Consider the following 13469-nt stretch of genomic DNA (forward strand, 5'->3'; position numbering starts at 1 on the left):
CTTCTCAGCGGGCCTCACCGAGCGGGCGGGGGCGCGGGGTCAACGCCAGTCGCCGGACTGGAGCGCCCCCGCCGCCTGCGGTCCCATCGTGACCATCCCGCCGTCCACGAACACCGACGAGCCCGTCATGTACGAGGCGGCCGGCGAGGCGATGAAGGCGATGACCGCGGCCACCTCGCGGGCGTCGCCCGGCCGCGGGATCGGGTACCCAGGACGGCTCCCGGCCCGCGGCACCCGGTCCTCCTGCCCGGTCATCGGGGTGGCGATCTCGCCGGGCGCGACGGTGTTGACCGTGATGCCGTACACGGCCAGCTCCAGCGCCAGCACCCGGCTGAGCAGCTTCAGCCCGCCCTTGGCCGCGCAGTACGGCCCCGCCCCCACCCTCGGGTACTCCTCGTGCACGCTGGTGACGTTCACGATCCGGCCGCCGCGCCCCTCGGTCGCCATCCGCCGGGCCGCCCGCTGCGCGCACAGGAACGGCCCGTCCAGGTCCACCGACAACACCGAACGCCAGCGCTCGTAGTCCATGCCGAGCAACGGCTCCGACGACCCCGTGCCGGCGTTGTTGACCAGCACGCCGATCCCGCCCAGTTCCCCGGCCAGCTCGTCGACGACGTGCGCGGCCCGTACCGGGTCGGTCAGGTCGTGGCGGCGCACGGCCGCCGCCTTGCCCGCCTCCCGCACCAGCGCGGCGGTCTCCCACGCGCCCTCCTCGTCCTCGTGGTAGGTGATCCCCACGTCGAACCCGTGCTCGGCGAGCAGCACGGCGGTGGCCTTGCCGATACCGGAGTCGGCGCCCGTGACGACGGCGACCCGGTCGTAACTGTCGGTCATGCCATCCCCCTGCCCGACCCCCGCCGCCTGACGCCCCGGGCTCACGACCCCAGCCCCAACTCCGCCAGCACCGAGCGGACCTTGGCCACCATCGCGGGCTTGTCCCGCCCGAGCCGCAGATCCCGCAGGGTGAGCACGCCGCGGAGCCGGGGCGCGTCCAGCCTGAGGTGTCCCAGGACGATGTCGAGGAAGGCGGTCGCGTCCTTGTCGGCATAGGGGGCGAACGCCTGGCTCAGCAGGATGCAGTCGGCGTAGGCGCCGGCCAGCTCGGCCGGGTCGTCGCCGCGGCTGGAGAGCAGCCACAGGCGCAGCAGGGCGTGGGCGGGCGACATCGCGCGGTCGGGCCAGTAGCCGGCGACGGTCATCAGCGAGCGGCTCAGCTCGGCCGTGAGCGGCGCCAGGGCGTGGACGAGCAGCTCTTCCTCGTACCCGCAGATGAAGTGGAAGTGGCGGGCGGCCGCCATGAACTCCTCGTGCATCCAGGAGGACTGTCCGCGGGTCTCGTGCCCCGGCCCCCTCTCGAAGGTCCAGTAGAGGTCGACCAGCGGCGGGGCGGATCCCCTGCTGCCCACCCACCTGAGCAGCAGGGTGCGTTCGCCGTCCTGCCACGACCGCTGGACCTCCACGCTGCGGACCAGGTTCGTCCAGGCGTTGTAGGCGATCTGGGACCGCCACAGACGGGCGATGCTCCGCCACCTGCTCACCACCGAGATCGGGGTGCCCGCCGTGACCGCCGGCGCCGGGAACAGCTCCTCGCCGGTGACCTCGTCGCACGCGAGGGTCAGCAGGATGAGCAGGTTGAGGCTGTAGGTGGCGAACTGCATGGGGGCGGTGCGCAGCTCGCGGACGCGGCCGGGCAGGTACGAGCCGAAGCTCGTGGAGCTGCGGAAGTACAGCGCGTCGTGGAACAGGGCCAGCAGGGTGCGCTTGAGCATGGTCCGCGAGTCCCGGCTCAGTCCGCGGATCAGGTCCTGGAGGAACTCCAGCACCGACTCACGGGCCGACAGCGGGTTGTGGCAGAGCAGCGCATGCAGGAAATCGTCGTTCGGCCGGTTGCGCCGGGCGTGTCCGGTGTCCAGTTCCGCCGCGGCCACCAGGGCCTCGACCTCGTGGGTGGTGAGCCGGGCGACGAGATACTCCCCGAAGGTGGAGTGCAGGAACTCGTAGGTCTTCCGCTTGCGGTCGTCCTGCGTCGCCTGCGATTCGTGCACGAAGAAGAAGCGCCCGACGATGAGCTGGGCGGGGTTCAACGGCGTCTGGAACTCGCCGGCCTGGCTGCTCTCCTCGGACAGCAGGCGGAGAAGGTCTCCCGCGAGGTCCTCCTCGGTCGCCCACTGGCTGTTGCGGTTGAACATGGCGAACGCCACCACCGACAGCCGCAGCAGCTCCTGGTCCACGGAACGCTCCAGCGCCTCCTCCGACAGCGCGTCGCCGGACTTGCGGACCTCCCTGCGGGCGAACCTGACCAGGAGCCGTTCGTAGAGCTGCGCCCGGTCCAGCCTGCCCAGCTCGTGCCGCAGGGGATTGCCGTCCATGTCGTAGAGCGCGAGCATCAGCAGGAGGAGCGGCTGCGAGGCGAGTTCGCCGAGCCCGGCGACGGTGGACAGCTCCAGCGGGAGGAGGGAGTGGTCGCCGAAGTAGCCGGCGTTCAGCCGGTTCCACATGTCCAGCCAGTGCCTGACCTGGGTCTCGTTGAACGGTTCCAGGTGGATCACCACGGTCTCCCGCGGCAGGCGGGCCCGGTCGGCCACCACGGTCCGGCTCGTGACGATGACCGCCGTGGGCCTTCCCTGGGCGGCCTCGCGCTCCTGGAACCCGGCCACCTTCTCCAGGTAGTTCGTGCTGCTCACGCCGGTGACCTGGAGCAACTCGTCGAAGCCGTCCAGGATGACCACGCCGACGATGTTGGCGGCCCCGGCGTGCAGGGCGGGCCATCGCGCGCTCTCACCGGTGGCCTGCCGGATGGCGTGCTCGATCTGCGTCTGCAGGTCCTGCTCGGCCGGCACCTCCCGGAGCGGGACGCGGACGACGGCGAACTGCTCCGGCGGCAGCCTGGCCGCCAGGATCTTGGTCAGCACGGACTTCCCCGCGCCGGGCTGCCCCAGCACCAGCAGCGGCAGCTGGGTGGCACTCGGATGGGTGAGGTAGCCGAAGAGCAACGCGTGCAGGTCGTTCTCCAGAGGACGGCCCCGCCACCAGCTCCACTCGGCCGGCCGGGACGAGCCGGTCATGACCGCCCGGCGGAAGCACGGGCTGATGTACGCCTGGTCGAGCGTGGGCATGGTCATGTCGTCCGGCAGGTCGGCGCTGGAGATGACGGGCTGGTTCAACGCCGTCCGGTAGTGCTGCGAGAGCGCGTCGCGGATGCCGCCGGGCACGGCCCCCGACACGACCGATTCGAGCAGCCGGCGCAGATCGCGCAGGCCGGTGTCGAGCGATCCTATGACGGCACGGGTGGCCTGACGGTCGACGCGCGCCGCCCAGTAGGCGATCTCGGGCACCTCGGTGCACAGGCGGTGGAACAGTTCGGCGTACTGCCGTCGGGCCGCCTGCGGAACGCCGTCGGTCAGCCAGCGTTCGGCCTGCTCGCGCTGGGCCTCGGCCATGGACTCCCACATGCGCAGCCCGCGCAGGAACGCCAGCAGCCGGGCCGACAGCAGCCGGTAGTAGTCGTCCAGGGCCTCCTCGACCTGCTCGTACGGCTGCGTCGGTCCAGGGCAGGGCAGTTCGGCGTGCAGGAGGTGCTCGACCAGGTCGCCCAGCCGGGTGCCGGTGACGTCCGAGGCCCCGGCGATGAGCACCTGCTCCGACTTGAGCATGCGCAGCTTCCCGGAGCCGAAGTGCTCCTCGCCTTGCCGGACGGCCTCGAAGAACGCGGTGACGACGATGACCGCGTGGGCCGCGGCGATCCGCTGGGTGCGCTGGTACCTGCCGAGCCCGGAGAAGCGGTCGTGCAGCGCCGTGCCGAGCTGTCCGCTCACGCGGGCGAGCTCCCCCTCGACGTCGAACAGGCTGACCACCAGCTCGCCCGTCGGGCCGGTGGCGCTGAGCAACAGCCCTCCGACCAGGCGGTCGAGCGCCTTGACCAATTTCCCCTCGCCGCCCAGCACTTTCACGGCATCCGAATAGTTGAACCACCCTACGGTCACACAAGACCTACACCACAACGGAGGATGAGCCGTCTACGGTTGTGTTACTGATGTGACCATATGGTTAGACGTCGGATGAATCAATAAATGGTCCGTTTAGGCGGGCGAAAGCGGCGTTGGGTTTAATGTCGATTAAGTAATGAAATGACGTATTTGGAGGGGCGTCGGCGAGGTGTCGATTCCTCGCCGACCCCGAAATCCGGTCCCTAGCGGTCGCCCGTCAGGGGCGGCGGCGGGGTGCAGTTGTCGAACATCCTGCAGTCCTCCGCCTGACGCGGCTCCTCCAGCAGCTCCCGCACGGTCAGGCCGATGGGGGAGTCGCCGAGCCTGTCAAGGTCGGACACGATCGAGGACGCGTCGATGAGATCGCTTCGCTGCGGCGCCATGGCCCTCTCCTCTGAAGTTTCGCGAGGACGTTGATCTGGAAGGTACTGTCTGCGTGCCGGCATTGTTGTCGCCCTATTGTAGCTGTCCGGAAAGCGCTAACAGTGCTGACCGTAATGACCGGCGTGTATGAAACCTGTACGCTAATCAGCATAATGTCGGCCATCTCCATCTTGCCCCTGCCACCAGTGCGGTAATCCATCACTGGGACTCGCGGACGGGAGGCGAAAACGCGTGACGGATTCACCGGAGTCGGTGGCGTGGGGGACCACGGGCCCGTACCCCGCGGTCTGGAAGGTCCCGCCACGGAACCAGAACTTCACCGGGCGCGAGGATCTGCTCGACAGGCTGCGCAGCGGGATCGTCGGCCAGGTCACCGCCGTGGTGGCACACGCCCCCACCCTCCCGCAGGGCCCGCGCGCCCTGCACGGCCTGGGCGGCGTCGGCAAGACCCAGATGGCCATCGAGTACGCCTACCGCTTCCGCGACCAGTACGACCTCGTCTGGTGGATCCCCGCCGACCAGCCGGGCCTCGTGCGATCGAACCTGGCGCAGCTCGCGCCGAGGCTGGGCGTGCCGGGATCCACCATGACCAGCACGGAGGACGCCGCCGACGCCGTGATCGACAGATTGCGCAGCGGGGAGCCGTACGAGCGGTGGCTGCTGATCTTCGACAACGCCGACGAGCCCGAAGACCTCCAGCCGAACATCCCTCCCGGCCCCGGGCACGTGCTCATCACCTCGCGCAACCACCGCTGGGAAGGCGTGGTCGGCACGGTCGCCGTCGACGTGTTCAGCCGCGAGGAGAGCATGCAGTTCCTCGGCAGGCGCATGCGCCGCTCGATCAGCGACGCCGACGCCGGACGGCTCGCCGAGGCCCTCGGTGACCTGCCGCTGGCGCTGGAGCAGTCGGCCGCGCTGCAGAGCGAGACCGGCATGTCGCCGGAGGAGTACCTGCGCCTGCTCAATGAGCGCACCGCGAGCCTGCTGAGCGAGGGCAAGCCCGCCGAGTATCCGCTGTCGATGTCCGCGGCCTGGGAGCTGTCGGTCAGCACGCTCCAGGAGCACCTGCCCGAAGCCATGGAGCTGCTGCGCTGCTGCGCCTTCTTCGGGCCCGAGCCCATCCCCCGGGGGGTGTTCCGCCCGGTCAAGGGCCCGGTGCGGCCCGTCATGGCCGAGTTGCTCGCCGACCCGCTCCGGCTGAGCAGGGCGATCAAGCGACTGGGGAAGTACGCGCTGGTCCGCATCGAGGCCGAGCCGGGTGAGGGCACGGTCACCGGCGAGCGCACGATCCAGGTCCACCGGCTCATCCAGGCGCTGCTGAGGGAGGGCCTGGCGGCCGACACCCAGGACCAGATCCGGACGGAGGTGCACTCCCTGCTCGCCGGAGCGGCGCCCGGCGACACCGGCGACCCCGCGAACTGGCCCCGCTTCGACGCCCTGCTCGCCCACGTCGCGCCGACCAGGCTGGCCGACAGCCGGCGCGGAGACGTGCGGGAGTTCGCGCTGCGGATCCTCGAATACCTGATGGCCTCCGGCAACCACAACGTCGCGCGCACGCACGTCGACAGCTTCCTGGAGCGGTGGACCGCCGACTCCGGCCAGCAGGACATGAGCGTGCTGCGGGCGCGGCGCGTCAAGGGCGACCTGCTCCGCTTCCTGGGCCGCTACGACGAGGCGTACGACCTGGACACCGCCACGCTCGCCGCGATGCGGGAGGTGGCCGGCGACGAGCATCGCGACACCCTGGTCCTGCGCAACGGCATCGGCGCCGACCTGCGCGGCCGCGGCCTGTTCGTCGAGGCGCGCGAGCACGACACCGAGTCGGTGAGCCTGCACCAGGCCGTGCTCGGCCCCGACAACGCCCGTACGCTCATGGCGGTCAACAACCTGGCGCTCGACCTCGGGCTCAACAGCGACTACCGCGGCGCGCGGACACTGCTGGAAGAGGCGCTGAGGGCGGCTCAGCTCTCCGAGTCGGCCGTGAGCCGGGGCACGGTCCTGAACCTGTGGGCCAGCCTGAGCCGCATGACCCGGCTCTGCGGAGACTACGCCGAGGCCTGCGACATCGGCGAGGAGGCGCTGGCCTACGGCCAGGAGCAGCTCGACGCCGATCATCCGCGCATCCTGCTCACCCAGAAGGACCTGGCCATCGCCCGGCTCAGGGTGGGGGAGGCGGCCGAGGCCCTCGAACTCGCCGCCACCGTGCACGCGCGCTACGTGCGCAACTACGGCATCGACCATCCGAGCACGCTGGGCGCCGCCTTGTGCCTGGCCAACGCGTTCCGGGTCAACGACCTGATCGACCGGGCGTTCAAGCTGGCCCAGGACGCCATGGTGCGCTATCCGCGGGTGTACGGGGCCGACCATCCGTACTATTTCGGCTGCGCCAGCAACGTGGCGGTCCTGCTGCGGGTGCGCGGCGACGTGGAGGGCGCCCGCGAGCTGAACGAACGCGTCATCAACGGGCTGCGGGCCAAGGTGGGCGGTGGCCACCACTACGTGCTGACCGTCTCCGTCAACCTCGCCAGCGACCTGGCCGCCCTCGGCGAGCTCGAAGCGGCCTGCCGGCTGGGCAGGGACACACATCGGCAGCTCGGCCCCCTGGTGGGGGAGCAACATCCCACCACCCTCGCCTGTGCCGCCAACCTCGCCGCGGACCTGGCCAGGGCCGGCCACAAGGAGGAGGCGGACGCCCTGCGCGAGGAGACGATGCGCCACTACCGCGAGACGCGCGGCATGGAGCATCCCGACGCGCGGGCGGCGGACGAAGGCCGCCATCTCGACCTGGACTTCGACCCCCCACCCGTGTGACGGGCGGGCGCGGCGTTCACCCTCCGCGTTCGCTCCCCGCCGGGGGCGGCCCGGACAGCGCGGCCAGCTCCTCGTGGAGCGCGCCCCGGATGTGCGTGATCAGCCGGTACAGGTCGCGGCTGTAGACGGACGGATTGCGGAAGCCGCTGCCGTCGCGATACCGATGCGGGTAGAGGCCGCCCCCGCAGATCCCCACGATGTCGCAGGACGCGCACGTCTCCGACATCGCGTCACGGCCGATCTGCCGGGCCACGATGGCCGGTTCGAGCAGGGCCCTGTCGAAGGAGTCCCGCAGCACGTGCAGCGGGGTGCGCGTCGCTCCCTCGTAGGCGGACTTGAGCGTGTCGACCTGCTCGATGCTGCCGTCCGTCTCCACCACGACGACGGCCACGGGCGCCAGCCCGATCGACTCGCTCCTGGACGGGCTGCCGCACAACTGCCGGATGATCTCGTTGAACAGCCGGACGCGGGTCGTCCTGGGCCGGACCGAACGCCAGTGCTCGAAGACGGCGACGAGCCAGTCGCCGTACGGCCGCGCGGTCGCCGACCAGCCGGGCGGCGGGGTCTCCCAGTTGCCGTGCGGCAGCAGGAAGTCGACGGTCGGCGGCTGGAACTCCAGCAGGGCCTTGTAGGTGACGACAGGGTCGTTGGCCAGGTCGAGCGTGCACAGCAGGCCGCTGAACAAGTGGCGATAGGCGGGGGAGGTGAGCCGGGCCAGCCCGGCGCGCACCTTCGGGTAGCTGCCCTCCCCGTCGGCGCGCCGGCGGTGGCGGTCGTGCCCGTCGGCGTCACCGTCGAGGCTGACGCCGACGTACACGTCGAGCTCGGTCAGCAGGTCCAGGAACGCCTCGCTGAGCAGGACGCCGTTGGTCTGCACCTGGACGACCGCGTCCGTCCGCTCGCCGAGCGCCGATCTCAGCGCGTTCACCGCGTACCGGACGTGTGGCATGCCCGCCAGCAGGGGTTCGCCGCCGTGCAGGGTGATCTCCACGCTCTTCAGCTGGTGGGCCTCGGCGTGCTCGGCGATGCGGGCGGCCACGCGGTCGATGGTCGGCTTCGCCATGCTGCGCGGCTGGCGGCGCCAGCTCTGGTCGGCCATCTCGTACATGTAGCAGTAGTCGCAGGCGAGGTTGCAGCGGCTGTGCAGCTTGAGGATGAACTGGCGGAAGGCGGTGGGGCGCCAGCCGGACTCCAGGAGGAGCCCGACGTCGAGGTCGGCAGGCCATTCGTTGCCGCCCGGACCAGGGGGCGCTCCGCCGTCTCCGTGCACGTCGATCAGCTCCTGGGACGAATGTGCTCCTCCATCATGGCCGCAGGAATCACGCTGTCAAAATCCCTTCGCCGGTGTTTCCGGGCTCACCAGGGGGAGGGGGCCGGGGGTGTGACCACTGGGGGGCGGTCGTCGCAGGTGAGGGTGTTGGGGAGGAGCCAGGGGGCGAGCCAGCCGTCGTTGCCGCCGCCGTCCGTCAGTGAGAACTCCGAGCCGGACGGGGTGAAGTGGAAGGTGCCGCAGTTGTTGACGGGGACCGCGCCCACGTTGCGGGCGTCCACGTTCTCGAAGGTGGCCGAGCCGGCGGCGCGGGCGCTGAGCACCGAGGTGCCGGTGCCGTCCACCCGGACGTCCTTGAAGCGCAGGTTCGTGATGGAGTAGAGGTCCTTGACGGGCCAGTCGGCGACCAGCATCACGGCGTTGTAGGTGTTGTCGAGGTAGTGGTCGCCGGTCACCCGGACGTCGGCGTCGATGTTCCGCTCCAGGGCGTAGAACCAGATGGCGCCGAGGCCGATGTTCCAGTTCAGCTCGTACGTGCCCGCCCGCACGGTGGTGTTGCCGGTGATGTCCAGGCGGCCGGTGAACGGCTCGGCGCCGAAGCGGGAGCCGACCTGCAGCGCGCTGCCCTCCCGGACGGGGTCGGCGACCAGGTTGGCCGAGACCGTGTTGTCCGTGCCGCCGTAGATCGCGATGCCGTTGGCCAGCACCGGTGTCTGCACGGTGTTGTGGTCGAACGTGTTGCGCGCGTTCGCCGTCCTCTCCGACCACATGGCCAGGCCGTCGTCGCCGGAGTTGCGGACGAAGTTGTCCGACACGACCGAGTCGGTGACGCCGGTGTGCAGGTTGAGCCCGTCGGCGATCTGGTCGGCGATCACGTTGCCGGTGACGCGGGTGCCGCTCATGGGCCCGTCGAACCAGAGGCCGACCTTGGTGTGGTGGATGTGGAGGCCCTCGATCGTGGAGTCGCTCATCGCGCCGCCGACGCCGTTGACCTGGTCGGTGTCGATCCGCTCGCGGACGTCGCCCTCGACGGCGAACCCGGACAGGTGCACGTTCCGGCTGCCGCCGTCCTTGGCGTCCTTGCCGTAGAAGCCGACGCCGGTGTGGACGGACCCGTCGGGCGCCGGGGTGTCGAGGGCGACCTCGCGGCCCTTGATGATCGTGTACCAGCTTCCCGCGCCGGTGATCGTCACGTCGTCCACGACGATGTGCCGGTTCACCTGGTACGTGCCGGGCGGGACGTACACCTTCAGGTGGGTGCGCCGGGCGAAGGCGACGGCCCGGTCGAAGGCGGACGAGGACTCGCGGCGGCCGGACGGGTCGGCGCCGAAGGCCAGCACGTTGGCCGCGACCGGCTCGATCCGCGGCGGGGCGACGAGCTCGGAGTCCAGCAGGTCGATGACCGTCCAGGCGGCGCCGGAGCCCGCCGTCAGCCGGATCCGGTCGCCCGCCCGGTACGTGCGCCCGAGCAGCAGGCGCTGCTCGTCGTAGAAGTGGCTGGGCCGGAACGGCTTGGTGATCGCAGGGGCGGGGGTGGTGGCGCTGGGCACGCAGGAGCACTCGGTGATCCACCAGTCCGGGTGCAGCAGGTCGGCGCCGGGGTCGTTGGTGAAGGGGTACTGGTTGTACAGCCACGAGTACTGCGAGGTCAGCGTCATGGTCGCCCGATGGCGGCCGTTGACCGCCACGTCCAGCGGCGCGGTGATGCCGCCGCCCGAGGGCGCGTCGGGGATGCTGTAGCGCACCGTGATCGCGTTGGCCGCGGCCGGGAGGGTGAACTCGACGTGCCGTCCGGGGGTCAGCCTGACGGCCCGCCGCCCGGACGCCTCGGCGGGCAGCGTGTACGCGCTGCGGTCGGGGCCGATGACCGTGCCGTCCGTCGCTGCGTTCTCGGCCTCCTGCTCGGCGAAGCCGACGCGCGCGCCCCGGCCGGCGACCAGCGCCGGGTCGAGGGCGGCCCGCGTCACGACGGGCCGCTGTGCCGTGGCGGCGGCCGCCGCGGGGACGGCGATCGAGACGAGGGGGAGGCCGAGAGCCGCGGCGAGCACCGCCACGACCCTCCGGGATGTGCTCGTGAGTGACATCCGAAGCTCGATTCTCTCGGGGGGTGAGGTGACAGTAGGACCCCACGACCCCGGGACACAAGGCTCCTGCGAAGGAGTTTCGTAACGTTGTTGTCGAGCTTCGAGACACTATCGATTTCTTGCGACAGTTACGCAAACCGCTTGCAAGCGGTCGTCATGGGAGCCAGCTCACCCGGCCGTGCAGCGCCGCGTACCCGACGAAGGCCACCACGTCGATCAGCGTGTGCGCGATCACCAACGGCATCGCGCGCCCCCACCGCTGGTACAACCGCCCGAACACCAGCCCCATCACCACGTTCCCGACGAACCCCCCGAACCCCTGATACAGGTGGTACGACCCCCGCAACACCGACGAAACGGCCACCGCCCGCCACGGCCCCCAGCCCGCCTGGTCCAGCCGGTGCAACAGGTAGCCGGCGACCAGCACCTCCTCCAGCACCCCGTTCTGCGCCGCGGCCAGCAGCAGCACCGGCACCCGCCACCACACCTCCGGCAACTGCCCCGGCACCACCGTCAGGTTGACGCCCAGCGCGTAGACCACCAGGTAGAAGGCCAGCCCCGTGCCGCCGATCGCGGCGGCGAGCAGCGCGCCGCGCAGCGTGTCGCGGCCCGGCTCGCGCAGGTCCACCCCGATCGTCCGCAGCGACTCGCCCGACCGGACCAGCAGGTACGCCACCAGCGCGACCGGCGCCACCGAGATCGCGATGTCCACGAGCTGCAACGTCAGGTCCAGCCACGGACGTCCCGGCGCCAGCGAGCCGACGAGCACGGCCTGCTGCCCCTTCAGCTCCTTGGGCGCGGTCAGCGCGCCGATCAGCCGGACCAGCGACAACAACCCGCTGGCGCCGAGCGAGACCGACAGCACGACGAGGATCTCGGCCTTGATGAGTCTGGGGCCGAGGGCCGGAGCGGGTGCGAGTGACTGCGTGTGCATGGGCCGCAGAGTAGCCGTCCATCGCTCCGATCCGGATAAAGCACCCCTTGTCGGCGGGTCTCGGGGCTCGATCGGGTCACCGTTCGGGTTCGTGGCCTGATGTCACACTTCCCGCCCCGGGGTTCTCTCAGGGGGCATGAACGACATGATTCTCGTCACCGGTGCCACCGGGGCGTTCGGACGTCCGCTGGTCGAACTGCTCACCGCCCAAGGGGCCAAGGTGCGGGCCGTCACCCGTTCGGCGGGGCCGGTGCGGCTGCCCGCCGGGGTCGAGGTCGTCGAGGGCGACCCCGCCCGCCCCGACACCCTCGCCCATCACCTGGACGGCGTCACCGCCGTCTTCCTGCACCCGCGCGCCATCGGCGACGGCGCGCCCGGCCTGCTCGCCCGCGCCGCCGACCGCGGGGCGCGGCGGGTGGTGGCCCTGTCCGCGATGAACGCCGACGACCCCCTCGACGAGCAGCCCTCCCGCTTCCGCGGCGACCGCAACAAGGAGGCCGAGGCCGCCGCCGTGGACAGCGGCCTGGAGTGGACCAGCCTGCGCGCCGCCTCCTTCGCCGGCAACGCCCTCCAGGCGTGGGCCCCGCAGATCCGGGCCGGGGACGTCGTCCGGTACGTGCACGCCGGCTTCCAGGAGGTGCCGATCGACGAGCGGGACCTGATCGAGGTGGCCGCCAAGGCGCTGCTCGGCGAGCACCCCGGCGAGCACCCCGGCGGGCACCCCGGCGGGCACCCCGGTGGCCACTCCGGTGGCCACCCCGGCGGGCGGCTCGGCGGGCGGCTGGAACTGACCGGGCCCGAGTCGCTGACCCATGCCGCGATGGTGGCGGTGATCGGCGAGGCGATCGGCCGGCCGCTGCGGTTCGAGGAGATCCCGCCAGAGGCCGCCGAACGGCACCTGGTCGCGGGCGGGCTGCCCGAGCCGTTCGTCCACGCCCTGCTGGCCCGGTACGCCCGGTACGCGGCCCGCCCGCAGCACCCGGTCACCGGGGACGCCGCCGCGGCACTCGGCCGCCCACCCCGCACCTTCGCCACCTGGGCCACCACCCACGCCCCGGCCTTCCACCACCCCTGACGAACCCGCCCCACCCTCCGCCCGTCGGCCTGACCGGGCCGCGGCTCGTCGGTTGGCGTTTTTTCAGCTGGACGGCCGGACGGCCGGCCGGGATCGGAGGTTTTCGTGGTTCACTCCACCGCCTACGTCGTCACCGCGCTGGTGACGATCGGCTTCAACGCCTTCTCCGGGTTCGCCGCCATGACCCGACTCAAGCCGGTCATGCGGACGCTCGGCCCCGCGCTCGACCGGGCCGGGGTGCCGGAGTCGTGGCTGGTCTGGCCGATCGGCGCGCTCAAGGCGGCCGGCGCGGCCGGGCTGGCGCTCGGCCTGCTGGGTGTGCCCCTGGCCGGGACGGCGGCCGCGGCCGGGCTCGTCCTCTACTTCGTCTGCGCCCTCTTCACCCACCTGCGCGTGGACGACCGCTCGCCGCAGTTCTACCTGGCTATCGTGTTCCTGGCGCTCGCGGTCGCCACCCTGGCGCTGGACACCGCGCTGGTGGTGCGGCTCTGAGCGGTGGTGTCGCTCTGAGCGGTGGGGCCGTTCTCGGCGGTGGGGTCGTTCTGGGCGGTGGTCAGTCCCGTTCGGGGACGGCCAGCTCGCCCAGGAGCGACCAGTCGTCCTGCGGGACGTTCGCGTTGACGATGCGCGGCGTCTCGGCCAGGTAGCCGGGCAGCACCTGCTGGGCCTGCTTGAAGTGCGCCGACGTCACGTGCGCGGCCCCGGCGTCCTCGTCGCGGAAGGCTTCGACGAGGACGTACTCGGCCGGGTCGTCGAGGCTGCGCGACCAGTCGAACCACAGGCAGCCCGGCTCGGCGCGGGTGGCCTCGGTGAACTCGGCCGAGATCTCCGGCCAGCGGCCGGCGTGCTCCGGCAGGACGCGGAACTTGGCGGTGATGAAGATCATGACGAGAACTCTCCGTGGTCGGTGGCGTTACGGCACGAG

10 protein-coding genes are annotated in these 13469 nt (G+C 71.3%); 3 read left to right on the forward strand and 7 right to left on the reverse strand.

Annotated elements, in window-relative coordinates; all coding sequences use genetic code 11:
- Positions 1-39: 39 nt before the first annotated feature.
- The 3 genes from AB0J97_RS11350 to AB0J97_RS11360 all read right to left on the reverse strand — a co-directional run bounded on the left by AB0J97_RS11350 (position 40) and on the right by AB0J97_RS11360 (position 4369).
- Positions 40-834, reverse strand: a complete 795-nt coding sequence (locus tag AB0J97_RS11350) for an SDR family oxidoreductase (RefSeq protein WP_364087150.1) — start codon at positions 832-834, stop codon at positions 40-42.
- A 41-nt stretch (positions 835-875) separates the two neighbouring features.
- On the reverse strand, positions 876-3950 hold the full coding sequence (locus AB0J97_RS11355; protein ID WP_364087152.1) for a hypothetical protein: 3075 nt from the start codon (positions 3948-3950) through the stop codon (positions 876-878).
- Positions 3951-4189: 239 nt separating this feature from the next.
- Positions 4190-4369 carry a hypothetical protein gene (locus AB0J97_RS11360; RefSeq protein WP_364087154.1) on the reverse strand — a complete coding sequence of 60 codons (180 nt, stop codon included), beginning with the start codon at positions 4367-4369 and terminating at the stop codon, positions 4190-4192.
- A gap of 232 nt (positions 4370-4601) precedes the next feature.
- On the opposite strand from AB0J97_RS11360, the gene fxsT reads away from it, so the two are divergent.
- The gene (gene fxsT / locus AB0J97_RS11365; RefSeq protein ID WP_364087156.1) at positions 4602-7181 is read left to right on the forward strand and encodes an FxSxx-COOH system tetratricopeptide repeat protein; all 2580 of its coding nucleotides are present in this window, start codon (positions 4602-4604) and stop codon (positions 7179-7181) included.
- A 16-nt stretch (positions 7182-7197) separates the two neighbouring features.
- On the opposite strand, the gene AB0J97_RS11370 is transcribed toward fxsT, so the two are convergent.
- The 3 genes from AB0J97_RS11370 to AB0J97_RS11380 all read right to left on the reverse strand — a co-directional run bounded on the left by AB0J97_RS11370 (position 7198) and on the right by AB0J97_RS11380 (position 11469).
- Positions 7198-8451, reverse strand: a complete 1254-nt coding sequence (locus AB0J97_RS11370) for an FxsB family cyclophane-forming radical SAM/SPASM peptide maturase (RefSeq protein ID WP_364087158.1) — start codon at positions 8449-8451, stop codon at positions 7198-7200.
- Between the two features lie 86 nt (positions 8452-8537).
- Complete coding sequence (locus AB0J97_RS11375) at positions 8538-10499, reverse strand: glycosyl hydrolase family 28-related protein (RefSeq protein ID WP_364087160.1); 1962 nt, start codon at positions 10497-10499, stop codon at positions 8538-8540.
- A gap of 190 nt (positions 10500-10689) precedes the next feature.
- The gene (locus tag AB0J97_RS11380; RefSeq protein ID WP_364087162.1) at positions 10690-11469 is read right to left on the reverse strand and encodes a CPBP family intramembrane glutamic endopeptidase; all 780 of its coding nucleotides are present in this window, start codon (positions 11467-11469) and stop codon (positions 10690-10692) included.
- Positions 11470-11605: 136 nt separating this feature from the next.
- Here AB0J97_RS11380 and AB0J97_RS11385 point away from each other — a divergent pair, with 136 nt between their 5' ends.
- Together AB0J97_RS11385 and AB0J97_RS11390 are read left to right on the forward strand one after the other, a co-directional pair.
- Positions 11606-12544 carry an NAD(P)H-binding protein gene (locus AB0J97_RS11385; RefSeq protein ID WP_364087164.1) on the forward strand — a complete coding sequence of 313 codons (939 nt, stop codon included), beginning with the start codon at positions 11606-11608 and terminating at the stop codon, positions 12542-12544.
- Positions 12545-12649: 105 nt separating this feature from the next.
- Entirely contained in the window at positions 12650-13036 is a 387-nt protein-coding gene (locus AB0J97_RS11390) for a DoxX family protein (protein ID WP_364087166.1), read from the forward strand.
- A gap of 61 nt (positions 13037-13097) precedes the next feature.
- On the opposite strand, the gene AB0J97_RS11395 is transcribed toward AB0J97_RS11390, so the two are convergent.
- A complete protein-coding gene (locus AB0J97_RS11395; protein WP_357693646.1) occupies positions 13098-13430 on the reverse strand; it encodes a putative quinol monooxygenase in 333 nt (110 codons plus the stop codon).
- Positions 13431-13469: the final 39 nt, after the last annotated feature.

The sequence above is a fragment of the Nonomuraea sp. NPDC049607 genome (assembly GCF_040675375.1).
Taxonomy (GTDB): Bacteria; Actinomycetota; Actinomycetes; order Streptosporangiales; family Streptosporangiaceae; genus Nonomuraea.